The organism is Microbacterium sp. ER1, from assembly GCF_023383675.1.
In the GTDB taxonomy this organism is placed as follows: Bacteria; Actinomycetota; Actinomycetes; order Actinomycetales; family Microbacteriaceae; genus Microbacterium.
In genome coordinates this window covers 45,251-71,428 of the sequence record NZ_QCXO01000130.1, presented here as the reverse complement: position 1 = coordinate 71,428, position 26,178 = coordinate 45,251, and the positions used below count along the sequence as shown (strand labels likewise).

The 26,178-nt window shown below is 69.9% G+C and carries 23 protein-coding genes; 16 read left to right on the top strand and 7 right to left on the bottom strand.

Features of this window, described 5'->3' with window-relative positions; translation table 11 throughout:
• The first annotated feature begins 142 nt into the window (after window positions 1-142).
• Window positions 143-742, top strand: coding sequence for a ComEA family DNA-binding protein (locus BV453_RS06415; protein WP_025104950.1), 600 nt, complete (start codon window positions 143-145; stop codon window positions 740-742).
• 7 nt (window positions 743-749) lie between these two features.
• Here the strand turns inward: BV453_RS06415 and BV453_RS06410 are convergent, their stop codons facing one another.
• Window positions 750-1,499 carry a DUF2510 domain-containing protein gene (locus BV453_RS06410; protein WP_249521152.1) on the bottom strand — a complete coding sequence of 250 codons (750 nt, stop codon included), beginning with the start codon at window positions 1,497-1,499 and terminating at the stop codon, window positions 750-752.
• A gap of 261 nt (window positions 1,500-1,760) precedes the next feature.
• On the opposite strand from BV453_RS06410, the gene BV453_RS06405 reads away from it, so the two are divergent.
• Entirely contained in the window at window positions 1,761-4,124 is a 2,364-nt protein-coding gene (locus BV453_RS06405) for a ComEC/Rec2 family competence protein (protein ID WP_249521151.1), read from the top strand.
• A 34-nt stretch (window positions 4,125-4,158) separates the two neighbouring features.
• Window positions 4,159-5,196, top strand: a complete 1,038-nt coding sequence (gene holA / locus BV453_RS06400) for a DNA polymerase III subunit delta (RefSeq protein ID WP_025103705.1) — start codon at window positions 4,159-4,161, stop codon at window positions 5,194-5,196.
• Between the two features lie 68 nt (window positions 5,197-5,264).
• On the opposite strand, the gene rpsT is transcribed toward holA, so the two are convergent.
• Window positions 5,265-5,525 carry a 30S ribosomal protein S20 gene (gene rpsT / locus BV453_RS06395; RefSeq protein WP_025103704.1) on the bottom strand — a complete coding sequence of 87 codons (261 nt, stop codon included), beginning with the start codon at window positions 5,523-5,525 and terminating at the stop codon, window positions 5,265-5,267.
• 220 nt (window positions 5,526-5,745) lie between these two features.
• Between rpsT and BV453_RS06390 the strand changes: the two genes are divergently transcribed.
• Together BV453_RS06390 and BV453_RS06385 are read left to right on the top strand one after the other, a co-directional pair.
• Window positions 5,746-7,119 (top strand): glycoside hydrolase family 1 protein, encoded by a 1,374-nt coding sequence (locus tag BV453_RS06390; RefSeq protein ID WP_249521150.1) that lies wholly within the window; start codon window positions 5,746-5,748, stop codon window positions 7,117-7,119.
• Window positions 7,116-8,354 carry an MFS transporter gene (locus BV453_RS06385; RefSeq protein ID WP_249521149.1) on the top strand — a complete coding sequence of 413 codons (1,239 nt, stop codon included), beginning with the start codon at window positions 7,116-7,118 and terminating at the stop codon, window positions 8,352-8,354. Before BV453_RS06390 ends, BV453_RS06385 begins: the two co-directional genes overlap by 4 nt.
• Here BV453_RS06385 and BV453_RS06380 read toward each other — a convergent pair.
• The 5 genes from BV453_RS06380 to BV453_RS06360 form a co-directional block, all read right to left on the bottom strand.
• Window positions 8,346-9,077: an alpha/beta fold hydrolase gene (locus tag BV453_RS06380; protein WP_126892957.1), complete on the bottom strand. Its 732-nt coding sequence runs from the start codon at window positions 9,075-9,077 to the stop codon at window positions 8,346-8,348. The genes BV453_RS06385 and BV453_RS06380 overlap by 9 nt on opposite strands.
• Window positions 9,078-9,152: 75 nt before the next feature.
• The gene (locus BV453_RS06375; RefSeq protein WP_062766639.1) at window positions 9,153-10,868 is read right to left on the bottom strand and encodes an ABC transporter family substrate-binding protein; all 1,716 of its coding nucleotides are present in this window, start codon (window positions 10,866-10,868) and stop codon (window positions 9,153-9,155) included.
• Between the two features lie 132 nt (window positions 10,869-11,000).
• Entirely contained in the window at window positions 11,001-12,929 is a 1,929-nt protein-coding gene (locus BV453_RS06370) for an ABC transporter ATP-binding protein (protein ID WP_025103699.1), read from the bottom strand.
• Window positions 12,926-13,864 (bottom strand): ABC transporter permease, encoded by a 939-nt coding sequence (locus BV453_RS06365; RefSeq protein ID WP_062766635.1) that lies wholly within the window; start codon window positions 13,862-13,864, stop codon window positions 12,926-12,928. Before BV453_RS06365 ends, BV453_RS06370 begins: the two co-directional genes overlap by 4 nt.
• A gap of 1 nt (window position 13,865) precedes the next feature.
• Entirely contained in the window at window positions 13,866-14,849 is a 984-nt protein-coding gene (locus BV453_RS06360; RefSeq protein ID WP_025103697.1) for an ABC transporter permease, read from the bottom strand.
• A gap of 242 nt (window positions 14,850-15,091) precedes the next feature.
• Here BV453_RS06360 and lepA point away from each other — a divergent pair, with 242 nt between their 5' ends.
• The 11 genes from lepA to era all read left to right on the top strand — a co-directional run bounded on the left by lepA (window position 15,092) and on the right by era (window position 26,124).
• Window positions 15,092-16,960, top strand: coding sequence for a translation elongation factor 4 (gene lepA, locus BV453_RS06355; RefSeq protein WP_025103696.1), 1,869 nt, complete (start codon window positions 15,092-15,094; stop codon window positions 16,958-16,960).
• 179 nt (window positions 16,961-17,139) lie between these two features.
• Window positions 17,140-17,793, top strand: a complete 654-nt coding sequence (locus BV453_RS06350; RefSeq protein ID WP_025103695.1) for a DUF1990 family protein — start codon at window positions 17,140-17,142, stop codon at window positions 17,791-17,793.
• Window positions 17,793-19,010 carry a radical SAM family heme chaperone HemW gene (gene hemW, locus BV453_RS06345; RefSeq protein ID WP_249521148.1) on the top strand — a complete coding sequence of 406 codons (1,218 nt, stop codon included), beginning with the start codon at window positions 17,793-17,795 and terminating at the stop codon, window positions 19,008-19,010. The genes BV453_RS06350 and hemW overlap by 1 nt, the downstream gene beginning before the upstream one ends.
• Window positions 19,011-19,119: 109 nt before the next feature.
• Window positions 19,120-20,151, top strand: a complete 1,032-nt coding sequence (gene hrcA, locus BV453_RS06340; RefSeq protein WP_025103693.1) for a heat-inducible transcriptional repressor HrcA — start codon at window positions 19,120-19,122, stop codon at window positions 20,149-20,151.
• Window positions 20,152-20,187: 36 nt separating this feature from the next.
• Window positions 20,188-21,300, top strand: coding sequence for a molecular chaperone DnaJ (gene dnaJ, locus BV453_RS06335; protein ID WP_249521147.1), 1,113 nt, complete (start codon window positions 20,188-20,190; stop codon window positions 21,298-21,300).
• Window positions 21,301-21,302: 2 nt separating this feature from the next.
• The gene (locus BV453_RS06330) at window positions 21,303-22,031 is read left to right on the top strand and encodes a 16S rRNA (uracil(1498)-N(3))-methyltransferase (RefSeq protein WP_025103691.1); all 729 of its coding nucleotides are present in this window, start codon (window positions 21,303-21,305) and stop codon (window positions 22,029-22,031) included.
• A 37-nt stretch (window positions 22,032-22,068) separates the two neighbouring features.
• Complete coding sequence (locus BV453_RS06325) at window positions 22,069-22,416, top strand: HIT domain-containing protein (protein WP_060922187.1); 348 nt, start codon at window positions 22,069-22,071, stop codon at window positions 22,414-22,416.
• A gap of 46 nt (window positions 22,417-22,462) precedes the next feature.
• Window positions 22,463-23,488: a PhoH family protein gene (locus BV453_RS06320; protein WP_231919667.1), complete on the top strand. Its 1,026-nt coding sequence runs from the start codon at window positions 22,463-22,465 to the stop codon at window positions 23,486-23,488.
• Entirely contained in the window at window positions 23,485-23,946 is a 462-nt protein-coding gene (gene ybeY / locus BV453_RS06315) for an rRNA maturation RNase YbeY (RefSeq protein ID WP_025103688.1), read from the top strand. The genes BV453_RS06320 and ybeY overlap by 4 nt, the downstream gene beginning before the upstream one ends.
• The gene (locus tag BV453_RS06310) at window positions 23,943-25,235 is read left to right on the top strand and encodes a hemolysin family protein (protein WP_025103687.1); all 1,293 of its coding nucleotides are present in this window, start codon (window positions 23,943-23,945) and stop codon (window positions 25,233-25,235) included. Before ybeY ends, BV453_RS06310 begins: the two co-directional genes overlap by 4 nt.
• A complete protein-coding gene (era, locus tag BV453_RS06305) occupies window positions 25,228-26,124 on the top strand; it encodes a GTPase Era (RefSeq protein ID WP_249521146.1) in 897 nt (298 codons plus the stop codon). The genes BV453_RS06310 and era overlap by 8 nt, the downstream gene beginning before the upstream one ends.
• Window positions 26,125-26,178 lie beyond the last annotated feature (54 nt).

The window sequence follows — 26,178 nt, the reverse complement described above, 5'->3', positions numbered from 1 at the left end:
TCCCCCGGTGCGAAGGGATGATGCCCGGATCACGTCGCGACCGGGAACGGCCGTCCTCCACGACGAGTCCCGTCTGAGCGTCTCTCCACGGTCGCTGTGTCCGGAGCCGGGAGGCGGTGGGCGCGGAGCTTAGGGTGACCGGATGACCTCGTCCCCGCCTCCACCTCCTCCGCCCCGTCGGAGGCTCCGCCTCGGACTCGGCGCGGCGGTCGTGCTGGCGATCGTCGCGCTCTCCACGGCCGTCGGCCTCGGGCTGGTGCGGGGTCAACCGTCGTCCGTCGAGGCGGTTCCGCTCGCGGAGAGCTCGGCGTCGGTCGAGCCCGCGCCCGCGGAGATCTACGTGCATGTGCTCGGGGCGGTCGAGCGCCCGGGCCTGTACGTCCTGCGCGCCGACTCCCGGGTCGTCGACGCTCTCGCGGCCGCCGGCGGGTCGACGGACGCCGCCGACCTTGCGGGGGTCAATCTCGCCCGCCGGGTCGAGGACGGTGAGCAGATCCTGGTTCCGGTCGTAGGTGCTGTCGCCGACCCGTCGGCGCCGCCATCCGGAGACGGGACCGTCGATCTGAACACCGCGGATCAGGCGGCTCTGGAGGAGCTCCCGGGAATCGGGCCGGCGCTGGCCGAGCGTATCGTCGCGTGGCGCGAGGACAACGGTCGGTTCCGCACGGTCGACGATCTCCTGGCGGTGCCGGGGATCGGGGAGAAGGTCTTGGAGGGGCTGCGAGACGGGGTGCGCGTGTGAGAGTCGCCTACCCCTGGGGATCGCAGGTCAGCGTGGCATCCATGATCACCTGGGTCGCCAGCTCCCGCTCGGACTCGAGCGGATCGCGTCCGTCGACCAGGAGCTGGACGCTCTCATCGGACAACGCGGAGTCGTAGACGTACTGCCCGACGCAGGGATAGAAGTCCGGCATATCGTCATAGGTGGTCAGGCCGTTCGACCGGTTGATCTCCTCCGCGGACGCGCCGATCTCCTCAGGTGTCGGACGGCTCTCACTGGCGCTGCTCGGCGGGTCCGATGGCTGGGCGCTGGCCGGGGGCGCGCTTTCGGCGGGCAACGAGTCGTTCAGCGCCGACGAGGCCAGCACGAGCGACACGATGAGCACGATGACCCCGATCACGGCGCCGACGACCGAAACGACCATGCCGACGATCGACGGCCACTTCGCGGCGTTCTTCGTGAACAACCCGATCAGCGACACGACGAACCCGGCGAACAGGATCACCGCGCCGACCACGAACAACACGGGGATGAAGGCGAGAACGGCGCCGAGGACGGCCAGGCCCAGCCCGATGAACCCGAGGACCGGCGTCGGCCGAGAAGCAGCGTCAGGGACCTGTTGCGCCGGGGCGGCCGACCCGTATGTCGGCGCCTCGGGATGAGGCAGCGAGGGATTCGTCGGAGCCGAAGGGGGAGCGTAGGCGTCGGTCCACCGTGCTCCGTCCCACCACCGCTGGCGCCCGGAACCATCGTCGTACCACCCAGCCGGGACACTCATGCGCTCTCCTCCTCGTCGCGGCAGCGTCCGCCGCGCGCCAGTACCCAGGCTACTCAATCGCTTCCGACGAGGTCGTCACCGCGTCCGACGCCGGCGGTCTCCTCATCGGAGAAGTGCTCCTCCACACCCTGACCTCCGGGGTCGTTGTCCTCCGCTCGTGCGGCGGCGGTCGCGGCGGGCGGAGTGGGCGCCGGCGCGACTCTAGGGTGATCCGATGCATGAGAGGCAGCGTTCGTCCCTGGGGCCCGAGGAGGGATCGGCGTGACGGGCGATCTGCGCCTACTGCCGGTGGCGGTCGGTGCCTGGGGTGTGGCCCTGGTCTGCGTGTTCGTGCCGGGAGCGGCGGCGTGGGTGGCGGGTGGATGCCTGGCGGCCGCGGGGATCATCGGCGCCGCTCTGGCGATCCGGCGCCGCGCAGTCGCGACGATCGGGGGACTGGTCATCGTGGTTCTCGCGACGGCGGCGGCCGTGGCGTTCACCGTGTTCGCACAGTCCGCGGGCCGTGACGCCGTGCACGCGTGGGGAGGCAGAGCCGTCGAAGCGGTCGGTGAAGTCTCGTCGTCGGCGTCCGTGGGACGCGATGGGCGTCTGTGGATGGACGTGCAGCTGAGCGGCATCGGTGCGCCCGGGGCCGTGGCGCCGGCGGCCGGTCCGGTGCGCATCGGCATCGAGGAAGGGGAGGGGTTCGTCCTCGGTGCGCAGGTGCGGGTGACCGGAGAGAGTGCGGAAACGGATGCGGGGGAGCGGGCGGCCCTCGTCGTCTTCGTCACCGCGGGAACGGTGGAACGGTCCGCACCGGGCGTCTTCGGATTCGCTGCCGACCTCCGCCGGTCGTTCGTGGAGCGCGCGACGCGGCTCCCGGAACCCGGCGCCGGGCTCCTTCCGGGGCTGGCGGTGGGCGACACGACCGCTGTGCCTGCCGCAGTCGACGCCGACATGCGTACGAGCGGCCTCAGCCACCTCACCGCCGTGTCCGGGGCGAACTGCGCGATCGTGGTCGCCGCGGTGTTCGCGATCGCGGCGCTGAGCGGCGGGACGCGAGCGCTGCGGGTCGTGCTCGCGGCCCTCGCGCTGGCGGCCTTCGTCGTGCTCGTGACGCCGGAGCCGAGCGTCATCCGGGCCGCCACGATGGCCGCGGCAGGCATGCTGTCGATCCTCGTCGGGCGGCCGAGCGCAGGCGCCGGGATCCTGGCCCTGTGCGTGGGCGCGCTCCTCGTCGCCGATCCCTGGCTCGCATCGACGCCGGGGTTCGCGCTGTCCGCCGTGGCCTCCGGGGCCCTCATCCTGCTCGCCCCGGCGCTGGCGAACGGAATTGCTCGCTGGCTGCCCGGTCCGCTGGCCCTCGCGATCGCCGTCCCTCTGGCGGCGCAGCTCGCGTGCGCGCCCGTCATCGCGCTGTTCGCGGAGCAGCAGTCGCTCGTCTCGGTCGTCGCGAACCTCCTCGCCGAGCCGGCCGCGCCGGTCGCCACGGTGATCGGGCTCGTCGCCTGTCTCGCTGCGCCTCTCCCACCCGTCGCGGATCTGCTCACCGCGTGCGCCTGGCTGCCATCTGCGTGGATCGCGACCGTCGCGCATGTCACTTCCGGGCTCCCCGGCGCTCAGGTGCTCCTCCCCGCGGGGCTCGGCAGCGCTGCCCTGGTCGCGCTGGTGAGCGTCGCGATCGCCATCGTGTGCTGCCGCGGAAGGCCGCGCCTACGGGACGTCACGCGCCCGGACGTCGTGACGGTGTGGTCTCGTCGGCCGGGGCCCTCGATGTCCGGCGGCGTCCTCACCATCGTCCGATGCGTGGCGGCCGGCGTTCTCATCGTCGTGGCGTCCATTGGCGCCTCCCGCGTGCTGGTCGACGGTCCGCTCGCCCCGCTGGTGACGCCGCACGGGTGGGCGATCGCCGCGTGCGACGTGGGCCAGGGCGACGCGATCCTGGTGCGTTCGCAGGACGCGATCGCCCTCATCGACACCGGTCCGGACCCCGGGGCGCTCGACGCATGCCTCCGCTCGCTGAGCATCGACCGCATCGACCTGCTCGTGCTCACGCACTTCGACGCGGACCACGTCGGTGGTGCGGCCGTGCTCGAAGGGCGAGTGGACACCGTGTTGCACGGACCACCCGCCGACGATGCCGATGCGCGCGTGCTCGATGGCCTGGCGCGGGCGGGCGCGGCCCTCCGCGCGGTCGGCGCCGGAGACCGGGGCACTCTCGGCGGAGCATCGTGGCGGGTGCTCTGGCCGCGGAAGGACAGCGTCGCCTTCCCGCCGGGCAACGATGCGAGCGTCGTCACCGAGTTCGCCGGGGGAGGAGTGCCGCGCGCCCTGTTGCTGGGCGACCTCTCCGCGGCCCCGCAACGCGCGCTGCTCCGCGATACGCCGCTGACACGATACGACGTGGTCAAGATCGCCCACCACGGGAGCGCTGATCAGGAGCCCGCTCTGTACGAGGGTCTGCATCCGAGCGCGGCGCTCATCACGGTCGGCGCCGGCAATGACTACGGACACCCGCGTCGGGAGACCCTGGAGCTGCTGTCGGGTCTCGGCGCGCACGTCTACCGCACCGACCGCGACGGTCGCACCCTGCTCGGCATCGAGGACCATGCCCTCCGCGTCTGGACCGATGTCGCCCCGCCCTGAGTCGGGTGTCCGACACCGCCGGTAGGCTGGTCCCATGGCAGCTTCCCGTCCTCCCTCCCGCGGCGGCGCGAAGGCCACGAAGATCCCGCAGGTGTCCTGGCGAGAGCCGCACCCCGCGCCGCTGGTGCTCGTCTCGGGCCCGGAGGAGGTCTGCGCCGAGCGCGCGATCGCCGGGGTGCGCGACTACCTCCGTGCGGAGGATCCGGCGCTCGAGGTCAGCGATGTCCGTGCCGACGACTACGCGCCCGGCACGCTGCTCTCCCTGACCTCGCCGTCGCTGTTCGGAGAGCCGCGCCTGGTTCGCGTGTCCGGCGTGGAGAAGTGCTCTGACGCCTTCCTCCAGGAGGCCATCGGGTATCTGGAGAACCCGCAGGAGGGGGCCACGGTCGTGCTCCGCCACACGGGCGCCAGCGTCCGCGGGAAGAAGCTCCTCGATGCGCTGCGCGCGGGGACGGGCGGCGGGATCGAGATCGCGTGCCCCGCCATCAAGCGCGACGGCGACCGGGTCGACTTCGCGGCGGGGGAGTTCAAGGCGGCGAAGAAGCGCATCGCCCCGCCGGCACTCCGAGCGCTCGTCTCGGCCTTCGCCGACGACCTCACCGAGCTCGCCGCCGCCTGTCAGCAGCTCATCGGCGACGTCGAGGGCGACATCACCGAAGAGGTCGTCACGAAGTACTACGGCGGCCGGGTCGAGGTGTCGGCATTCGTCGTGGCCGACACCGCCATCGCCGGACGCTACGGCGAGGCTCTCGTGGCGCTCCGTCATGCCCTGTCCTCCGGCGCGGACCCGGTGCCGATGGTCGCCGCGTTCGCGATGAAGCTGCGCACGATGGCGCGCGTCGCCGGCAACCGTGAGCCCAGCAGGCAGCTCGCCCAGCGCCTCGGGATGAAGGACTGGCAGGTCGACCGCGCGCGTCGCGACCTGGCGGGCTGGAACGAGCGCTCCCTGGGGATGGCGATCCAGGCGACCGCGCGCGCCGACGCCGAGGTCAAGGGTGCGGCGCGCGACCCCATCTTCGCGCTCGAGCGCATGGTGACGGTCATCGCCACCCGTGAGCCGTTCGGGGGGTAGGGCTCCCGCCTCCCGGGAAAGCAGAAAGCCCGCCTCACGAGGAGACGGGCCTTCCGGAAGTCAGAAGCTCAGAGAGCCGAGACCTGCTTGGCGATCGCCGACTTGCGGTTCGACGCCTGGTTCTTGTGCAGGACACCCTTGCTGACGGCCTTGTCGAGCTTGACCGAGGCCTTCTTCAGGCTCTTCTCGGCGGCGGCCTTGTCACCGGCGGCGACGGCCTCGCGGGTCTGGCGGACGAGAGTCTTCAGCTCGCTCTTCACGGCCTTGTTGCGCTCGTGAGCCTTCTCGTTGGTCTTGTTGCGCTTGATCTGCGACTTGATGTTTGCCACGTGTGGACGCTTTCTGTACAGGAGTGATTCGGAGTGCCGGCAGCAGAAGAGGGCTGCTGCACGGCGGTCGTGAGGGAAGAACCCACACGCAAGCCAAGAGTCGAGTCTACCAGTACCGGGCGGGATCGTGCGAAACGACGTCACTCGGGCGAGACGCCGTCGCGCGAGAGGCGGGACCGGGTGCAGAATCATCCACAACGACGATGACGTCAGGAGCCCGATGACCCCCCTCAGCACCGACCCGGCCGCGCGTGCGCGGCTCCGCTGGTCCGCCGCCACCTCGTCCGTCCAGATCGAGGGTTCCCGCCGCGCCGACGGCGCGGGCCGGTCGATCTGGGACGACGAGATCGCCAAGCCGGGACGCATCCGGGACGGCTCGACGGCGGAGCCGGCCTGCGACAGCTATCGCCGCGTGGCGGATGACCTCGCCCTGGTGGCCGGTCTCCTGGTCGATCGGTATCGGTTCTCGATCCCCTGGGCGCGCGTGCAGCCGGACGGACGCGGCCCCGGGAACGTCGCGGCGCTGGACCACTACGCCCGCGTCGTCGATGGACTGCTGGCGGCCGGCGTCACCCCGTTCCCGACCCTCTATCACTGGGAGCTGCCGAGCGCGGTCGAGGCCGACGGCGGCTGGCTGGCCCGCGACACCGCTGAGCGCTTCGGCGAGTACGCCGCCCTCGTCGCCGCGCGCCTCGGAGACCGGGTGTCGTCCTGGTACACGCTGAACGAGCCCGCGATGACCACTCTGCAGGGCTACGCCGTCGGTGCGCTCGCACCCGGAAGGCAGCTCCTCTACGGCGCGCTTCCGACCGCACATCACCAGCTGCTCGCCCATTCCCGAGCCGCCGAGGCGCTGCATGCCCGTGGCGCGGCGAGCGTGGGACTCGTCAACAACCACACCTGGGTCCTGCCGCTGCGGGACACCGAGGAGGATCAGGCCGCGGCCGCGGTGTACGACCTCCTGCACAACCGGCTGTTCAGCGAGCCGCTCCTCTCCGGGACGACACCGGACCTGGAGGTCCTCGGGCTCCCGCCGCTGCCCGTCCTCGGTGACGACCTCGCACGCATCGCGGGATCGATCGATTTCTACGGGGTGAACTTCTACAACCCGACCACGGTCACCGCCGCCGCCGCCGAGGATGACATCCCGTTCGAGATCGTTCCGACTCCCGGAGTGCCCGTCACCGGGTTCGGTCCCGAGTGGCCGATCATGCCGTCCGCGCTGCGCGACCTCCTGATCGATCTGCACCGTCGCCACCCGAGCATGCCTCCGATCATCATCGGGGAGAATGGGGCATCCTTCCCGGAACCCGACGTCGCCGGTCCGGTGGAGGACATCGACCGGATCGCCTACCTCTCCGCGCACATCGACGCGGTGGGCGAGGCCATCGACGCCGGCGTCCCCGTCGAGGAGTACACGGTCTGGTCGCTGCTCGACAACTGGGAGTGGACGGACGGCTACACGCAGCGGTTCGGCCTCGTGCACGTGGACTTCTCGACGGGGGAGCGCACCCCGAAGGGCTCCTACGGCTGGTACCGCGACCTCATCGCGGGTGCGCGCGCAGCCGAAGACGCCGAGGCGGCACGCGCATGAGCGCGACCCCGGGCCTCGGCACCCACCGAGCGGGCCTGCGCTGGATGTCGCTGTTCACCCTCGCCTGGCTCGCGATCTGGACCGTCCAGCTCACCCCGGTCCAGCTCCTCCTCCCGCTGCAGCTCGACACTCCGGAGGACGACTGGATCCGCGGCGTCGTCTCCTCCGGGATCGTGCTCGGACTGGGTGGCCTCGCCGGCGTCGTCGCCGGGCCGCTCGCCGGGGCACTCTCGGATCGCGCCCGCGCCGGCGCGCATCGGCGGCGGCCATGGGCTCTGGGAGGGGTCGCGCTCACGGCCGCCTGTCTCGTCCTCACCGGATTCGCCGACGGCCCGTGGGCGGTCGGCGCCGGCTGGGTCGGCGTCTCGATCGGCGTCGCCGTCTCCTCCGCCGCGTTCACCGCGCTCATCGCCGACCAGCTCCCGACGACGCAGCGCGGTGCCGCATCCGCCGCGGTCGGGTCGAGCCAGGCGGTCGGGATCGTGCTCGGGGTCGGACTCGTCGTGCTGCTCGGCCTCGGCATCGTCGCCGGGTATCTGCTCCTCGCCGGCATCATCGCGGTGGTGGGCGTCGCGGCGGCACTGCTGCTGCCGGACCCGCCGAGCACGGAGGCGCTGCGCCCTCAGCGCATCGGGCGGCCCCGCCTGGCGTCGCTCCGCGACCGCGACTTCGCCTGGATGCTCTCGGGCCGGCTCGTCACCAACATCGGCAACGCCCTCGGCACGGCGCTGTTCCTTTTCTTCCTCCTCCACGGGCTCGGACAGGAGAGCACGACCGCACAGGACAACCTCCTCCTGCTGATCGTCGTCTACACGGTCTTCGTGGTGCTCGCCTCCGTGATCACCGGGATCATCTCCGACCGCACCGGGGAGCGGCGCCGGCTCGCCGTGGGGGCCACGATCGTGCAGGCGGCGTCGGGTGTGGTGATCGTGGCTCTGCCCACCTTCGAGATGACGATGGTCGCCGCCGCGCTCATGGGCGTCGGCTACGGCGCCTTCTCGACCGTGGGGCTCGCGTTCGCGGCCGATCTGCTCCCGGATGAGCAGGACCACGCGCGCGACCTCGGCATCGTGAACGTCACCGCCGCCCTCGGACAGCTCATCGGTCCCGTGCTCGGGGCGGGGCTCGTCGCGCTGGCCGGCGGGTTCTGGCTCGTCTTCCTCGCGGCAGCCATCCTGTCGCTCGTCGGCGGAGCGCTCACTGCCGCCGCGCGGCCTCGGGTGCTCTCAGCCTGACGCCGTGCGCTGCTCGATCGTCGCGATCGCGAGGGAGAGGACGGCGTTGAACACCCGCGGGCGCATGGCCGTGATCAGGTGCGTGGTCCGTGGCACGACGATGAGCTCCGCCTCCGGGGCCAGGCGCCGGAACAGGGGTTCGTTCAGCCGGAGCTGATCGTACTGGCCGTTCACGAACCAGAGGGGCACCTGGATGCGGGGGACGGCGGCCGCCACATCCAGGGCGGCGAGGCTGCGCAGCGTCTGGTCCTGGATGTCGAGGGCGTACCCGCCGGCGGCGAAGTCTCCGCGATTCTCCTCGGGGATCGTCGCGGCGAGCATGCGCTGCGTCAGCCACATGCCACGGTCGGGCAGGGAGTCGACCGCCCGGGCGAACAGGCGGTACGCGCGCAGCCCGGCGCCGCGGGGAAGCGAGGTGCATGCGGCGGCGACGAGTCCGTCGACGGGCGGAGGCTCAGCGCCACCGGTGTACGCGAGCGAGAGCAGCCCGCCCATGGAGTGGCCGACGAGCAGCACGGGGCCCGTCTCGGCCGCGGCGCGGACGGCCGCATCGATCGTGTGCAGCGCCTCGTGGAGGGTGAAGTCCTCGTCCATCCGGCTGCCGTGGCCGGGGAGGTCGACGGCGGTGACGGGGAGCCCGCGTGCCCCCAGGTACTCGATCTGCGACCGCCACATGGTGGCCGACGTGCGGATGCCGTGCACGAGGACGGTCTGGACGGTCACGCCTTCAGCATAAGGAAAGCGGGGCCGGTGGATGGACCACCGACCCCGCTTCGACACGAGATGTGTCAGAGGATGTTACTTCTCCCAGCCGACGTTCTCGACCGGCGTGACGCCGAACAGGTCGAGACCGACGTAGGGCTCCGGCGTGAGGTTCGCCAGGCCGTTCTTGACCACGTAGATCGAGGGGCCGCTGTACAGCGGGATGAGGCCCCAGGTCTGCTCGATGATCTTCGGCTCGAGGTCCATCGCCGCGGTGGTCCAGGACTCCGCGTCCTTCTGGCTCTCGACCTCGTCGGCGATCTGCTGGTCGATCTCCTCCGTGCCGGTCGCCGAGAGGTTCAGACCGCTGTCGGAGCAGTAGAGCTGGCAGAACCAGGCCGGGCCGAACGGGTCGGAGTCGGTGAAGCGGAGCGAGACGACGTCCCAGTTCTTCGTGGTGAAGTCGCTGGAGAAGTCGGCGGAGGCACGGACATCGATCTTGAGGTCGATTCCGATCTCCTTCTGCTGCGCCTGCAGCGACTTCGCGAGGGCCTCGATGGTCGGGTCCTCACCGAAGATCGGGAAGGTGACGGAGAGCTTCTCGCCGTCCTTCTCACGGATGCCGTCCTCGCCCTCGGTCCAGCCGGCGTCGTCGAGGAGCTTCTTGGCGCCCTCGACGTCGTGCTTCAGACCGGCTTCGGCGAACGAGTCCTTGTAGCCGTCCTGGAACGAGTACAGGTTGAGCGAACCGGCGACCGGCTCCTCGTAGCCGAGGCCGTTCCACGCGATCTGCTTCTGCTGGTCGACGTTCACGCCGAGGAAGAACGCCTTGCGCACGTCGATGTCCTCGAACTGCGGCTTGTCGGCGTCGACGAGCAGGACCGTCTTGGCGGTCTGCTGTGCGCGGCGGACGACGGTGTCGTCCACTTCCTGGACCTGCTTCAGGCGGTCGTTGGTGTTGGCGCCCACCATGTCGATCTCGCCGTTCTTGAAGGCGTTGATCGAGGCGTCGGGCTCCATGGCCGTGAAGGTGACCGTGTCGAGCAGCGGCGCGTTGCCCCACCACTCGGGGTTCGGCTTGAACGAGACGAAGCCGCCGTTCGCGTCGAACGTGTCGACGGTGTACGGGCCGGCGCCCCACTCGGGGTGCATGTTGCCGATGAAGGCCTCGTTGAACACGGCCGGGTCGGCGATGTCCGGGTGCAGGACGCCACCCGTGAGGAACGCCATGGACGGCCAGGCGTAGATGCCGTCGAACGTCACGACGGCGGTCTTCGCGGTGTCACCCTGCTCGACGGTCTTGATCTGCTTGTAGCCGTCGGTCGCGTTCGGGTTGAAGCCCTCGTCGTAGGAGCGGTTGGCCTTCCACGTGGCGTCGATGGACGTCCAGTCCATGTCGGTGCCGTCGTTGAAGTGCGCCTCGTCCTTGAACGTGAAGGTGATGGTCGTGTTGCCATCCTCCTCGCCGATCTCGTACGCGTCGAGGTAGGCGTCGTTCTTCGTGACCTCGCCCTCCGGCGAGACCAGGAGGATCTGCGGCATGTACCACGACCACAGGCGAGCGGTGTCAGCACTGGCATCGCTGTTGAAGCCGTTCAGCTGCTCCGGGATCTCGTTGATGGGGAAGTTGACCTCGCCACCTTCCTGGAGGTTGCTGCGGTCCTGCGGGTTGTAGTCGGCGGTCTTGGTCTCGACCTTCTCGCCGCCGTTGTCTCCGCCGCCGTTGTTCCCGGAACCGCTCGCGCAACCCGCGAGGGCGAGTGCGAGGGCGCCGCCGACCGCGACCGCCCCCAGCAACTTCTTGTTCTTCATGGTGCTCCTTTCGCCTTTCGGCGTTTCATAAAGGGAAGACTAGTTCGCGCTGTATCCCGGAACACGGCGCTGCGGTGAATGCCGCCTAACCGTTATCGGACGGTGACCAGGAACGCGCGCATGGGATCCGGGTCAGACCGTCGCGGGCTTCGTCGACATCGTCTCAGCGTCGAAGACCACCCGCTCGCGGGTGCGCTCGATGTCGGGATCCGGCACGGGGATCGCCGACAGCAGCGCCTTCGTGTACGGGTGCTGCGGGTCGTCGAACACCTGGTCGACGTCGCCGTGCTCCACGAACTCGCCGAGGTACATCACGGCCACCCGGTCGGCGATGTGACGCACCACCGAGAGGTCGTGCGCGACGAAGAGGTACGACAGCCCGAGCTTGGTCTTGAGCTCGTCGAGCAGGTTGATGACGCCGGCCTGGATCGACACGTCGAGCGCGGAGACCGGCTCGTCGAGCACGACGATCTTGGGGTTCGTGGACAGGGCCCGGGCGATGCCGATGCGCTGCCGCTGACCGCCGGAGAACGCCTGCGGGAAGCGGTCGCTGTGCGCGGGGTTGAGCCCGACGAGGTCCATGAGCTCGTCCACCCGCCGGTGCGCCTCCTCCTTCGGCGTGCCGATCGCGAAGAGCGGCTCCGAGATGATGTCGGCCACCGTCATGCGCGGGTCGAGGGCTCCCATCGGGTCCTGGAACACGATCTGGATGTCGCGGCGCAGGGCGCGCTCGACCTTGCGGCTGTGGATGTCGTTGACGCTGGTGCCGGCGATGACGATGTCGCCGTCGGTCTGCTTGACCATGTCCATGATCTGCAGCAGCGTCGTCGTCTTGCCCGAGCCCGACTCGCCGACGATGGCCATCGTCTCGCCCTCGCGCACGTCGAAGCTGATGCCCTTGATCGCCTGGACCTCGCCGACCTTGCGCTTCAGGAACGCGCCCTTGACCAAGGGGAACGTCTTGCGGAGGTTCTTCACCTCGAGCGTGATCGGCCGCTCCTCGCGCGGCGTCCGTGTGAGGTCGCTCTCCGGGACGGGGCGGACGGGGTAGACCGGCAGGCCCCCGAGGAGGCCGCCGTCCTCGATCTCGTGCGCGCGGATGCAGGCGGCCTGGTGCAGGTCGCCCGAGCCCGTCGGCACGGGGAGCAGTTCGGGCTCCTTGGCGCGGCAGGCGTCCATGACGATCGGGCAGCGGTCGGCGAACGGGCAGGCGTCCGGCAGGTTGATGAGCAGCGGCGGGTTGCCCTTGATGGGGGTCAGCGGCTCCTTCTCGGCCTTGTCCACGCGGGGGATGGCGCCGAGCAGACCGATCGAGTACGGCATGCGGGTCTTGTGGAACAGCTCGCGCACGGGCGCGTGCTCCACGGGCTTGCCGGCGTACATCACGAGCACGTCGTCGGCGGTGCGGGCGACCACACCCATGTCGTGCGTGATCATGATCACCGCGGCGCCGGTCTCGTCCTGCGCCTTCTCGATGAGGTCGAGGATCTGCGCCTGGATGGTGACGTCGAGGGCCGTGGTGGGCTCGTCGCAGATGATGAGCTTCGGATCGTTGGCCATCGCGATGGCGATGACGACGCGCTGCCGCATGCCTCCGGAGAACTCGTGCGGGAAGGACTTCATCCGGCGCTCGGGCTCGGTGATGCCGACGAGCTTGAGCAGCTCGACGGAGCGGTCCCAGGCGTCCTTCTTGGACAGGCCGCGGTGGACCGTGAGGGCCTCGATGAGCTGATCGCCGACCGTGTAGACCGGCGTGAGCGAGGTCAGCGGGTCCTGGAAGACCATCGACATGCCGTTGCCGCGGATGACCGACAGCTGCTTGTCGCTCATGCCGACGAGCTCCTGCCCGTCGTACATGATCGAGCCGGTGACCTTGGCGTTCTCGTCGAGGAGACCCATGATCGCGAGCGAGGTCACGGACTTGCCGGAACCGGATTCGCCGACGATGCCGAGGGTCTTGCCGGCTTCGAGGTCGAAGGAGACGCCGCGGACGGCGTCGACACGGCCGGCCTCGGAGGCGAAGCTGACCTTGAGGTCGCGGACGGAGAGGACGTTGGTCATGCGCGGCCTCCAGCAGCCGAGGTGGGATCGAGGGCGTCGCGCAGGCCGTCGGCGATGAGCGCCATCGACACGGTGAGCAGGGTCAGCGCCGCCGCCGGGAAGTAGAACAGCCAGGGCGCGGTGGTCAGCGAGCTCGAGCCGGCGCCGATGAGGGCACCGAGCGACACGTCGGGGATCTTGACGCCGAAGCCGAGGAAGGACAGGCCCGTCTCCGTCACCACGGCGTTGACGACGCCGAGGGTGAAGTTGATGACGAGGAGCGAGCCGATGTTGGGCAGGAGGTGGCGGAGCACGATGCGCATGCCGCCGACGCCCATGTACCGGGAGGCGCTTACGTACTCGCGCTCGCGCAGCGACAGGGCCATCGTCCAGATGACGCGGGCGGGGAAGTACCACCCGATCACGAAGATCATGATGAGGGCGATGACGCGCCAGTCGCCGCCGGCCTTGTTCGAGATCATCGCGAGGATGAGGAAGCTCGGGATCACCATCATGAAGTGGATGACCAGGAGCGAGATGCGCTCCGTCCAGCCGCCGAAGTAGGCCGCGGCCGTGCCGACGAGCGCGGACACGATCGTGACGCCGACGGAGACGGTGATGGCGATCATGAGCGACCGCTGCAAGCCGACGGCGACCTGGGCGAAGAGGTCGTTTCCGGCGTTGTTCGTGCCGAACCAGTGCTCCGCGGACGGGGGAGTGCTGAGGTTCAGGAAGTCGAGCTCGATGTGGTCGTACCGGGCGATGAAGGGCCCGAGGATCGCGAACAGCACGAGGACGACGAAGATCACGAGGCCGATGAGGGCTCCGCGGTTCCGGGAGAAGCGTCGCCAGTACAGCGTCCACTTCGACAGCCGCTTGGTGGCGACGCGGGTGGTCTCGGGGCCGGCGGTCTCCGGCTCCGGGTGGATGGTCGGGTCGAGCATGTCGGTGCTCATGTCAGCTCACTCTCACGCGCGGGTCGAGGACGACGACGGCGATGTCGGCGAGGATGGCGCCGATCGCCGTGAGGACCGCACCGAAGGCGGCGATCGCGACGGTTCCGTGGATGTCGTTCTTGGTGATGGTCTCGATGAAGTACCGGCCCATGCCGTTCCACGCGAAGATCGTCTCGGTCAGGACCGCTCCGGTGAAGATCGCGGGGATCGTGAAGGCGACCTGCGTGGCGACGGGGATGAGGGACGTCCGGAGCGCGTGCTTGCGGATGGCCTGCTGCTTGGTCAGGCCCTTCGCGCGGGCCGTGCGGACGTAATCGGCGTTGATGTTGTCCAGCAGGAGCGACCGCTGCAGGAAGTGGATGCTCGCGTACCCGGTGAGCACCAGCGCGATCGTCGGCAGCGTCAGGTGTTGCAGCACGTCTATGAGGGTGGGGAAGAAGCCCTCGACCCCTTGGCTGGCGTTACCGGTCACGTAGAAGATGCGGGTGCCGGTGGCGTTGTTCAGGCCGATCGCGAGCAGGACGATCGCGAACGCCGCGACGACGATCGGGATGTTCAGGGTGATGATGCTCGTCGCCTGGCCGATGCGGTCGGCGAGCTTGTACTGCCGAGACGCGGTGTACACGCCGAGCGCGATGCCGAGGACCGTCGTGAGGATCGTCGCGCCGAGGACGAGCTCCGCGCTGACCCACATGCGGTAGGCGACCTGCTCGTTGACGGATCCGCCCGTCGGGCTCACGCCCCAGTCCCAGCGGAGCAGGATGCCGGTGAGCCACGTCCACCACCGCTCGATGAGCGGGACGGTGTCGCTCAGGTTGCGGGGAGCGAGGGTGTTCACGATCTGCTCTTCGGTGAGCGGAGGGCGACGACCCACGTAGTTGCTGCGCGGATCGAGGAAGCCCCACGCGAGGAAGTAGGTGAGGTTCGTCGCGACCACGATCATGAGCAGCCAGCCGAGGGCACGGCGCGCGAGGTACTTGATCAAGGGGGATTTGTCTTTCTCTTCTCCAGACGCGCTCGGGGTCTGCCGACGCAACGCTGAGCCGGGCGGATGATCGGGTTTCATCCGCCGTTCCGCGCGACGCGACAGCCCTCACGGAGTCTGTGACGGAGTCGTATCGCTTACGGGATCCGGTGTCACGGATTGATCCCGGGCAACTTCGGGAGACTATCACCGATACGCACGAATGGGGATTATGAGGACCCTCACCGTAGAATCGACGGGACATGTCCCCACGCGCTCTCACCCCGCTTCAGCCTGCCGCGACGCCGGCTGCGCAGATCCGTAATTTCTGCATCATCGCCCACATCGACCACGGCAAGTCGACCCTGGCCGACCGCATGCTCCAGATCACCGGCGTGGTCGCGGAGCGGGACATGCGCGCCCAGTACCTCGACCGGATGGACATCGAGCGGGAGCGCGGCATCACGATCAAGAGCCAGGCGGTGCGGATGCCGTGGGCTCTGGGGCAGGCACAGGGCCCGGACGAGGTCTTCGCGCTCAACATGATCGACACCCCCGGTCACGTCGACTTCACGTATGAGGTGTCCCGGTCGCTGGCCGCGTGCGAGGGTGCCATCCTCCTCGTCGACGCCGCGCAGGGCATCGAGGCCCAGACGCTGGCCAACCTCTACCTCGCGCTGGAGAACGACCTCCACATCATCCCCGTCCTCAACAAGATCGACCTCCCCGCCGCAGACCCCGAGAAGTACGCGAAGGAGCTCGCCTCGCTCATCGGCGGCAAGCCGGAGGACGTGCTGCGCGTGTCCGGGAAGACGGGAATGGGGGTCGAGGATCTGCTCGACCGGATCGTCGAGGAGATCCCGGCTCCGGTGGGGGATGCGGACGCACCCGCGCGGGCGATGATCTTCGACTCCGTGTACGACGCCTACCGCGGCGTCGTCACCTACGTGCGGATGGTCGACGGCAGCCTCTCGCCCCGCGAGCGCATCCAGATGATGTCCACCGGCGCGAACCACGAGGCCCTCGAGGTCGGGGTGTCGAGCCCGGAGCCCACCCCGACCAAGGGTCTCGGCGTCGGCGAGGTGGGCTACCTCATCACCGGCGTGAAAGACGTGCGGCAGTCGAAGGTCGGCGACACGATCACGAACGCGCGCAAGCCCGCGGCGGAGGCGCTTCCCGGCTACACGGACCCGAAGCCGATGGTCTTCTCGGGCATCTACCCGATCGACGGCAGCGACTACGCGGAACTGCGCGAGGCGCTGGACAAGCTCAAGCTCTCCGACGCCTCGCTGCAGTACGAGCCGGAGACCTCCGTGGCGCTCGGCTTCGGGTTCCGCTGCGGCTTCCTCGGCCTGCTGCACCTGGAGATCGTGACCGAGCGCCTCTCGCGCGAGTTCGGCCTCGACCTCATCACCACCGCCCCGAGCGTGATCTACGAGGTCGTGACGAGCGACACCGGCGAGACGGTGACCGTGACGAACCCGAGCGAGTACCCCGACGGCCGTATCGGCTCGGTGTCCGAGCCGATGGTGAAGGCGGCGATCCTGCTTCCCAAGGACTACGTCGGCACCGTCATGGAGCTGTGCCAATCGCGGCGCGGCACGCTGCTGGGCATGGAGTACTTCTCCGAGGAGCGCGTCGAGCTGCGCTACAACATGCCCCTCGGTGAGATCGTGTTCGACTTCTTCGACCAGCTCAAGTCCAAGACGCAGGGCTACGCCTCCCTGGACTACGAGCCGTCGGGGCAGCAGGAGGCCGACCTGGTCAAGGTCGACATCCTCCTGCAGGGCGAGAAGGTCGACGCGTTCAGCTCGATCGTGCACCGGGACAAGGCCTACGCCTACGGCACGATGATGGCGGAGCGGCTGCGCAAGCTCATCCCTCGCCAGCAGTTCGAGGTGCCGATCCAGGCCGCGATCGGTGCGCGCATCATCGCCCGGGAGACGATCCGCGCGATCCGCAAGGACGTGCTCGCCAAGTGCTACGGCGGTGACATCACCCGCAAGCGCAAGCTCCTCGAGAAGCAGAAGGAGGGCAAGAAGCGCATGAAGATGGTGGGCCGCGTCGAGGTTCCGCAGGAGGCGTTCATCGCCGCGCTCTCCGGCGACGTCGAGACCAAGGACAAGAAGTAGCCCACCCCGCTGAACTTGTCGAAGCGCGCGGTTCTCAGGGACCCACCCTTCGACACGCTCAGGGACTCACCCTTCGACAGGCTCAGGGACCCAGCATCAGGGGCCCAGCCCTCCCGGGGATGTGACGGCGTGCGGCGCGGGGGGTGTTCGCTCAGGGAACCCGAAGTAGGCTGGATCTCATGCGGCGCGGGACTTTCCGAGACGACACGGTGGACTATGCGGCCGTGGGTGCGACCCACGCCCCCGATCTGATGCAGTACCCGCCGGAGCGCAGCATCCCGGCGGAGGAATCCTGGCGGATCGGCAGCGGCGAGGAGCGTTTCCAGACGGCCGGCGAAGCCCTGCTGTCGTGGACGGCGCAGCGTGCGGCCGGGCTGTCCGTGGAAGACGTCCGCCCTGCTCCCGGCCCCGCCTATGCGGGCGTGAGCTTCGACGCCGAGGGCAATCCCATCGCGCCGAGCAAGCGGGATGTGGAGCCGCGCTACGACGCCGAGGGGATGCCCTTCGTGGGCGCGGGCATGACGCTCCACCTCCGCGGTCGCGTCGGCGGCATGCGCGCCGACTCCGAGCTCCGTGTGATCTCGGTCACCGAGGAGACCCGGCGGATCGGTTTCGTGCTGGGCACGGTCGGGGGCTCCGTCGTGAGCGGCGAGGAGTCGTTCGACGTGGACTGGCGCGAGGACAACGACGAGGTCTGGTTCACGGTCCGGGCTTTCGACGCCCCGAACACGCTGCTCTATCGGCTCGTCCCCGCCCTGATGAAGCGCCGCCGTCGCGAGCTGTTCGCGCGCTACCTCCGCGCGATCTCCCCGCTCTACGCGACTCCGGTGTGATGGCGGGACCACTTCCGCTCGGGGATCCGGCGCCCGCGGACGGGCGACTCCCCGCCGACCTCCCGATCTCCGCCGAGACGCCGTTCTCCGCCTACCTGCACATCCCGTTCTGCCGCGTGCGCTGCGGCTACTGCGACTTCAACACGTACACGTCCGGTGAGCTCCGCGGGGCGAAGCAGGAGGACTACGCGTCCACCCTCATCGGCGAGATCGCCCTCGCGCGTACGGTGCTGGACGAGGCCGGAGCGCTGCGCCCGATGAACACGGTGTTCTTCGGCGGCGGCACGCCCACGCTGCTTCCCGCGGGGGACCTCGCCCGCATGCTGGGAGCGGCCACCGCGGCGTTCGGTCTCGCACCGGGCGCGGAGGTCACGGTCGAGGCCAACCCCGACACCGTGACCCCGGAGGTCGCGCGCATCCTCGCCGAGGCGGGGGTCACGAGGCTGTCCATCGGCATGCAGTCCGCCGTCCCGCACGTCCTCGCCGCGCTCGACCGGACGCACCGGCCCGAGAACGTCCGCACCGCCGTCGCCGCGGCGAAGGAGGCAGGACTCGCAGTCAGCGTCGACCTCATCTACGGCGCACCGGGGGAGAGCCTCGCCGACTGGGAGGCCTCGCTCGACGCCGCCCTCGCCCTGGAGTCCGACCACGTCTCCGCGTATGCCCTCATCATCGAGGACGGCACGAAGCTCGCGCGACAGATCCGTCGCGGTGAGGTGCCGACCCCGGACGACGACCTGCAGGCGGACATGTACGAGCTGGCGGACGAGCGCCTCGCCGCCGCCGGGTTCGAGTGGTACGAGGTCAGCAACTGGGCCCGCAGCGAGGGGCAGCGGTCGCGGCACAACCTCGCGTACTGGCGGGGGAGCGACTGGTGGGGCTTCGGCCCCGGCGCCCACAGCCACGTCGCCGGACTCCGGTGGTGGAACGTCAAGCACCCGGCGGCCTACGCGCAGCGGCTGGCCGCCTCGTCCTCGCCGGCGGCCGGACGCGAACGTCCGGACCCGGAGGCGCGGACCCTGGAGCGCATCCTCCTCCTCAGCCGCATCCGTGAGGGGATCGCAGTGACCGACGTCCCGGAGCAGAACAGGGACCGCATCGCCGGCCTCATCGCCGACGGTCTCATCGATGCGCCGGCGGCGATCCGCGGGCGCGTGCAGCTCACGCTCCGCGGCCGCCTCCTCGCCGACGCCGTCGTGCGCGAACTGACGGATTGAGCGGCTCCACCGGCGCTGCCCCGCCTTCGGAGATCTCCCGGTCGCAGGAGGTAGGATTGGCACTCAGGGCAGCAGAGTGCCAGCATCCGGTCGGCGGGAAGGGGAAGCCATGGTCACAGAGCGAGGGCTGCAGGTCCTCCGCGCGATCGTGCAGGACTACGTCGAGACGCACGAGCCCGTGGGCAGCCGTTCCATCGTCGACCGGCACTCGTTCGGTGTCTCGGCCGCGACCATCCGCAACGACATGGCGCAGCTGGAGGACGAGGAGCTGATCACGGCTCCGCACACGTCGTCCGGGCGCGTCCCCACGGACAAGGGCTACCGGGTGTTCGTCAATCACCTCGCCCAGCTCCGTCCTCTCTCCACCGCTCAGCGTTCCGCCATCGAGTCGTTCCTCGCCGACCCGGCCGACCTCGACGACCTGATGGTCCGGACCGTCCGCGTCCTCACACAGCTCACCGGCCAGGTCGCGTTGGCGCAGTATCCGTCGTTCGCGCGGGCGCACGTGACCCACGTGGAGCTCGTGACGCTGGCCCCGAACCGGCTCCTCACGGTCCTGGTGACGGACGCCGGTGGGGTGTCGCAGCGGATCACCGCTCTGCCGGACGCGATCGACGAGGCCGACCTCGCCGTGCTGCGCGCGCGGCTGTCCGCCCTCATCACGGGGCAGGCGATCGCGGCGGCCTCCGACCGGCTTCAGGCGCTGCTCGCCACGGAGGAGACGCCGCAGGATCGCGTGCTCCGCACCCTCGCCGGCGTCGTGATCGACGAACTCGGCGGCTTCCGGCAGGAGCGGCTCGTGATGGCCGGAGCGGCGACCCTGGCGCGGCGCGAACAGGACTTCCGCGGCAGCATCCACCCCCTCCTCGAGGCCATCGAGGAGCAGGTCACGCTGCTGCGGCTGATGAGCGAGATGGTGCCGGACGAGCACGGCCTCGCGGCGAGCATCGGCACCGAGAACGCCTCCTTCGGGCTCGGCGAGGCGTCGATCGTCGCCAGCAACTACGCGGCGCCCTCGGGGACCGCGCGGGTCGGCGTCATGGGACCGACGCGGATGGACTATCCGAGCAACCTCGCGGCAGCGCGGGCGGTCGCCCGCTACCTGTCGCGCATGCTCGACGACGACGAGGCCGGCCGCTGACGCGGCCCCACGGAAATCACACGCAGAAAGGCGATTGTGGCGGACCACTACGAGGTTCTCGGGGTGTCCCGGGACGCTTCCACCGACGAGATCAAGAAGGCGTATCGGCGCCTGGCACGGCAGCTCCACCCGGACGTGAATCCGGGGGAGGAGGCTGCGGAGAAGTTCAAGCTCGTCACGCACGCCTACGACGTGCTCAGCGACGAGGAGTCGCGCCGACGGTACGACATGGGCGGCGGTGACGGCGCGAACAACTTCGGCGGCTTCGGAGGCTTCGGCGACATCTTCGAGACGTTCTTCGGCGCGTCACAGGGTGGCGGACGCGGCGCCCGTCCGCGATCGCGGCGAGAGCGCGGTCAGGACGCGCTCGTCCGGGTCACCCTCGATCTCGGCGATGTGGTCTTCGGTGCGCACCGCGACATCGAGGTCGACACGGCCGTGCTCTGCGAGACCTGTCAGGGCTCGTGCTGCCAGGAGGGCACGTCGCCCGTCGCCTGCGACATCTGCGGCGGCACGGGGCACGTGCAGCGTCAGGTGCGGAGCCTTCTCGGCAACGTCGTCACCTCCCAGCCATGTGGCACCTGCGAGGGCTACGGCACTACCATCCCCTACCCCTGCGGCACCTGTGGCGGGCAGGGACGCGTCCGCTCGCGCCGCACGGTGTCCCTCGACATCCCGGCGGGCGTCGAGACCGGACTGCGGCTGCAGCTCCCCGGCTCCGGCGAGGTCGGCCGCGCGGGCGGCCCGAACGGCGACCTCTACGTGGAGGTCACGGTCAACCCGCACCCCGCCTTCAGCCGTGACGGCGACGACCTGCTCGCCACGCTCGAGGTGTCCATGACCGACGCCATCCTCGGCACCGAGACCTCGATCGAGGGACTCGACGGGGAGGTCGACCTGGAGATCCGCGCCGGCGTGCAGTCCGGTGACGTGCTGACCATCAAGGGCCGAGGCATCACGCCGCTGCGCGGCACCCAGCGCGGCGACCTCCGCGTCGGCGTGCAGGTGGTCACCCCCACCAAGCTCGACTCCGCGCAGCGCAAGCTCATCGAGGACTTCGCCAAGAAGAACAAGGCGCCGGGCCCGCAGCTCGCGCAGTTCCAGCAGGGCCTGTTCTCCAAGCTACGCGACCGGTTCCGCGCCCACTGATCGTGGCGCTGCACTTCCTCGTCGAATCCGCGGGTGATGCCGCGGTAGGCGGCCTCGTCTCCCTGACCGGGGCCGAGGCGAAGCATGCGGCCGTCGTCCGGCGGCTGCGCGTCGGCGAGGCCGTCACGGTCGGTGACGGTCGGGGCATCTGGCTGACCGGCGTGGCCGAAGAGGTGTCGCCGTCGCGCGTCGATGTCCGGATCACCGCGCGCGTCGAGCACGAGCCGGCGAGCCCGCGCCTCGTGCTCGTGCAGGCGCTCGCGAAGGGCGACCGCGACGAGCTCGCCGTGCAGGCCGCGTGCGAACTGGGCGTCGACGAGATCGTGCCGTGGCAGGCGGGTCGCAGCGTGTCGCGCTGGGAGGGGCCGAAGGCGGTGAAGGGACGCGAGCGCTGGGCGACGATCGTCCGCGAGGCCGCGAAGCAGGCGCACCGTGCCTGGGTACCCGAGGTGGCCGCCCCGGAGACGACCGCACAGCTCGCGACCCGCGCGGCGACGCAGCGCGTGCTCCTGCTCGACCCGACCGCGCCCGCGCGGCTCTCCGCCCTGGTGCCGGATGACCGTGACCTGGTGCTCGTGGTGGGTCCGGAGGGCGGGATCGCTCCGGAGGAGCTCGAGAAGCTCACCGCCGCGGGCGCCGAACGCGTGCTGCTCGGCGACACCGTGCTGCGCACGTCCACGGCGGGCCCCGCGGCCATCGCCGTGCTGTCCGCGGCCCTCGGGCGCTGGTGACCGGCCGCGCCTCGCGTCCCCCCAGTAAGCTGAGAGCATGAGCGAACCCTCGATCTTCACGCGCATCCTCACCGGGGACATCCCCGGGGAGATCCTGCTCGACACGGGCCGCGTCTTCGCGATCCGCGACATCGATCCGCAGGCGCCGCTCCATGTGCTCGTCATCCCCAAGACCGAGGAGTACCGCGACGTGACCGAGCTCGCGGCCGGGGATCCCGCGCTGCTGGCCGAGATGGTCGCCGCCGCCAAGCGCATCGCGGAGGAACACGCCAACGGCGAGTACCGCCTCATCTTCAACAACGGCGCGAGCGTCGCGCAGTCCGTCTTCCACGTGCACGCCCATGTGCTCGGCAACCTCGAGGAGAACAAGCTCGTTGGCTTCTGACGATCAGGAAAACGTCACCGAACGGCTCTACGCCGACGGCGTCGCGATGGTGCAGCTGCTCGGTCCGCAGGACCGGCTGCTGCGGATGCTCGAGCGCGAGCACCGCGACGTGCAGGTGCTCGTCCGCGGCAACGAGATCACGCTCACGGGCGCGCGCGAGGCCGTCGCCAAGGCCAAGACCCTCGTCGACGAGCTCCTCACGATGACCAAGGCCGGGCACGATCTCGCCCCGAGCGACGTCTCCAGCTCGGCGCGCATGCTGCGTCAGGACGGCGGCCCGCGGCCCAGCGAGGTGCTGGGCGAGGCGATCCTCTCCACGCGCGGCAAGGTGATCCGGCCGAAGACCCTCGGTCAGAAGGAGTACGTCGACGCGATCGAGGAGAACACGATCGTGTTCGGCATCGGTCCGGCCGGAACGGGCAAGACCTACCTGGCGATGGCGAAGGCCGTCCAGGCGCTGCAGCGCAAGGAGGTCACCCGCATCATCCTCACCCGTCCGGCGGTCGAGGCGGGGGAGCGCCTCGGGTTCCTCCCCGGCACGCTCACCGACAAGATCGATCCGTACCTGCGGCCGCTCTACGACGCGCTCAACGAGATGATGGATCCGGAGATCGTGCCGCGCCTGATGGCGACGGGCACCATCGAGGTCGCGCCCCTCGCGTACATGCGCGGACGCACCCTCAACGACTCCTTCGTCGTGCTCGACGAGGCGCAGAACACCACGCCCGAGCAGATGAAGATGTTCCTCACGCGTCTCGGGTTCGGCACGAAGATGGTCGTCACCGGCGACATCACCCAGGTCGACCTTCCGCAGGGCGCCTCCGGCCTCCGCCTGGTCACCCGGGTGCTCGACGGCATCGACGACATCCACTTCTCCCGTCTCACCAGCGACGACGTGGTCCGGCACTCCCTGGTGGGGCGCATCGTCGACGCCTACAGCGAGTACGACGAGCGGCGCGTGGCGCAGCGGGCCGAGCGCGAGCAGGCGCACGAGTTCGCCAACCGCGCCGAGCGCCGCGGCGCCCAGCGACCCGGACCACGCGACCGCATGCCGAAACGAGGGCTCTCATGATCGAGATCAACAACGAGTCGGCCATCGATGTCGACGAGACCGTGCTGCAGCGGCTGACGGACTTCAACCTCGCGCAGCTCCACGTCAGCGCGGACGCCGAGGTGGCCATCGTGCTCGTCGACGAGGGCGCCATGGAGGCGCTACACGTGCAGTGGATGGACGAGCCGGGGCCGACCGACGTCCTGAGCTTCCCGATGGACGAGCTCCGGCCCGGCACCGAGGACCGTCCGACGCCTCCCGGGCTGCTCGGCGACATCGTCCTCTGCCCGCAGGTCGCGGAGACGCAGGCGCAGGCCGCCGGGCACACCCTCATGGACGAGCTCATCCTGCTCACCACGCACGGACTGCTGCATCTCCTCGGGTTCGACCACGCCGAGCCGGATGAGGAGCGGGAGATGTTCGGGCTGCAGAAGCAGCTCATCCAGGGCTTCGCCGCGTCCGAGCGCCGCCGGCGATGACGGAGCTGCTGCTGCTCGTCGCCGCGGTGCTGCTGGTGGCGTTCGGCGGCCTCATGGCCGCGATCGACGCGGCATACGGCGTGACCTCGCGCGCCGGGCTGGAGGACATGGCGACCGAGGGACGCCGTGCGAAGGCCCTCGGGCGCATCGCCGCCGACCTCGACGCGCACGTCAACGCCGTCGCCTTCATCCGTGTCCTCGCGGAGGTGACGGCCGCCGTGCTCGTCACCGTGGCGTTCACGATCGTCTTCGAGAACATCTGGTGGGCGATGCTCGCCGCCGCCATCCTGATGACCGGCATCACCTTCGTCCTCGTCGGGGCGAGTCCGCGGACGTTCGGTCACCAGCACGCCGAGAGCATGATCCGCGGGAGCGCGGCCATCGTGCGCGGACTCCGGATCATCCTGGGCCCCATCGCCCAGGGGCTCGTCGTCCTCGGCAACCGTGTCACGCCGGGGACCGGACGCAGTTCGTTCTCCAGCGAGGACCAGCTGCTGAGCATGGTCGACGAGGCCGCTTCCAACGACCTCATCGAGGAGGACGACCGCGACCTCATCCACTCGGTGTTCGACTTCACCGACCAGTTCGTCCGGGCGGTGATGGTGCCGCGCACCGAGATGGTCACCGTGGGTGCGGAGGCGACGACCGACGAGGCCATGTCGCTCTTCCTTCATCGCGGGGTGTCCCGCATGCCCGTCGTCGACGATGAGGCCGACGACGTCGTCGGGGTGCTGTACCTCAAGGACCTCGTGCAGTTCGCGTACCGGGACGACAGCGCCTGGCGCGCGGCCTCCATCCGTCCGATCGCCCGGCCGGCCACGTTCGTCCCCGAGTCGATGCGCGCGGAGACGCTGCTGCAGCAGATGAAGCGCGACGCCGTGCACGTCTGCCTCGTGATCGACGAGCATGGCGGGATCTCCGGCCTGGTGACGCTGGAGGACCTCATCGAGGAGCTCGTGGGGGAGATCTCGGACGAGTACGATCAGGTGTCCGCCGAGTTCGTCGACCTGGGCGACGGCCGCTATCGCGTGAGCTCCCGGCTCTCGCTGGAGGACGTGGGCGATCTGTTCGGTCTGGAGCTCGAGGACGAGGACGTCGACTCCATCGGCGGCCTGCTCGGCAAGACGCTCGGCCAGGTCCCGCAGCCCGGTGCGACGGCGACCGTCCACGGGCTCGTGCTCACCGGGGGCGCGTCGCGCGGCCGGGGGCGCGGGATCGCGACGGTGTTCGTGGAAAGGGCGGCAGAGCCCGAAGAAGTGCAGGATGAAGGAGAGCGGCGCGATGACTGAAGACACCCGGAGCGGGTTCGTGACCTTCGTCGGGCGGCCGAACGTGGGCAAGTCCACGCTCACCAACGCCCTGGTCGGCGAGAAGATCGCCATCACCAGCGAGAAGCCGCAGACCACGCGCCGCGCGATCCGCGGCATCCTCAACCGTCCGGACGGGCAGCTCGTCATCGTCGACACCCCCGGCATCCACAAGCCGCGCACACTCCTCGGGGAGCGGCTGAACGATCTTGTCGAGCAGGTCCTGGGCGACGTCGACGTGATCGGCTTCTGCGTGCCCGCCACCGAGAAGGTCGGTCCCGGCGACCGCCGGATCGCCGCCTCGCTGGACAGCTACCCGCGGGCGCAGAAGATCGCCATCGTCACGAAGACCGATGCTGCCGGGCGCGATGAGATCACCGAACGACTGATGGAGGTGGACTCCCTCCGCGAGGACTGGGCGGCGGTGATCCCGCTGTCGGCGCTGACGCGGGATCAGCTCGAGGTGCTGGCGGACGAGATCCTGCAGCTCATGCCGGAGGGGCCCGCGCTCTACCCCGAGGGCGTCACCACCGACGAGTCCGCCGAGGACCGGATCGCGGAGATCATCCGCGAGGCCGCCCTCGACGGCGTGCGCGACGAGCTCCCGCACTCGATCGCCGTCGTCGTCGATGACATCGCCCCGCGCGAGGACAGCGACCTCACCGACGTGCATGCCTCCATCGTCGTGGAGCGGGACAGCCAGAAGGCGATCATCATCGGCCACAAGGGCAAGCGCCTCCGCGACGTGGGAGCGCGCGCCCGCGCCGGCATCGAGGAGCTCCTCGGGACCCGCGTCTTCCTCGGGCTCCATGTCAAGGTCGCGAAGGAGTGGCAGCGCGATCCGAAGCAGCTCGGGCGGCTCGGGTTCTGACATGCCGGGCAGCAGGACGTCGGAGGCGGCGGGCCGACCGCCGACCCCACCGAC

Bases quoted from the DNA above. Each gene is read 5' to 3' on its own strand.
- BV453_RS06415 (WP_025104950.1), top strand. From the start codon at position 143: ATGACCTCGTCCCCGCCTCCACCTCCTCCGCCCCGTCGGAGGCTCCGC.
- BV453_RS06410 (WP_249521152.1), bottom strand. From the start codon at position 1,499: ATGAGTGTCCCGGCTGGGTGGTACGACGATGGTTCCGGGCGCCAGCGG.
- holA (WP_025103705.1), top strand. From the start codon at position 4,159: ATGGCAGCTTCCCGTCCTCCCTCCCGCGGCGGCGCGAAGGCCACGAAG.
- BV453_RS06390 (WP_249521150.1), top strand. From the start codon at position 5,746: ATGACCCCCCTCAGCACCGACCCGGCCGCGCGTGCGCGGCTCCGCTGG.
- BV453_RS06385 (WP_249521149.1), top strand. From the start codon at position 7,116: ATGAGCGCGACCCCGGGCCTCGGCACCCACCGAGCGGGCCTGCGCTGG.
- BV453_RS06375 (WP_062766639.1), bottom strand. From the start codon at position 10,868: ATGAAGAACAAGAAGTTGCTGGGGGCGGTCGCGGTCGGCGGCGCCCTC.
- BV453_RS06370 (WP_025103699.1), bottom strand. From the start codon at position 12,929: ATGACCAACGTCCTCTCCGTCCGCGACCTCAAGGTCAGCTTCGCCTCC.
- BV453_RS06365 (WP_062766635.1), bottom strand. From the start codon at position 13,864: ATGAGCACCGACATGCTCGACCCGACCATCCACCCGGAGCCGGAGACC.
- lepA (WP_025103696.1), top strand. From the start codon at position 15,092: ATGTCCCCACGCGCTCTCACCCCGCTTCAGCCTGCCGCGACGCCGGCT.
- BV453_RS06350 (WP_025103695.1), top strand. From the start codon at position 17,140: ATGCGGCGCGGGACTTTCCGAGACGACACGGTGGACTATGCGGCCGTG.
- hemW (WP_249521148.1), top strand. From the start codon at position 17,793: ATGGCGGGACCACTTCCGCTCGGGGATCCGGCGCCCGCGGACGGGCGA.
- hrcA (WP_025103693.1), top strand. From the start codon at position 19,120: ATGGTCACAGAGCGAGGGCTGCAGGTCCTCCGCGCGATCGTGCAGGAC.
- BV453_RS06325 (WP_060922187.1), top strand. From the start codon at position 22,069: ATGAGCGAACCCTCGATCTTCACGCGCATCCTCACCGGGGACATCCCC.
- BV453_RS06320 (WP_231919667.1), top strand. From the start codon at position 22,463: ATGGTGCAGCTGCTCGGTCCGCAGGACCGGCTGCTGCGGATGCTCGAG.
- ybeY (WP_025103688.1), top strand. From the start codon at position 23,485: ATGATCGAGATCAACAACGAGTCGGCCATCGATGTCGACGAGACCGTG.
- BV453_RS06310 (WP_025103687.1), top strand. From the start codon at position 23,943: ATGACGGAGCTGCTGCTGCTCGTCGCCGCGGTGCTGCTGGTGGCGTTC.
- era (WP_249521146.1), top strand. From the start codon at position 25,228: ATGACTGAAGACACCCGGAGCGGGTTCGTGACCTTCGTCGGGCGGCCG.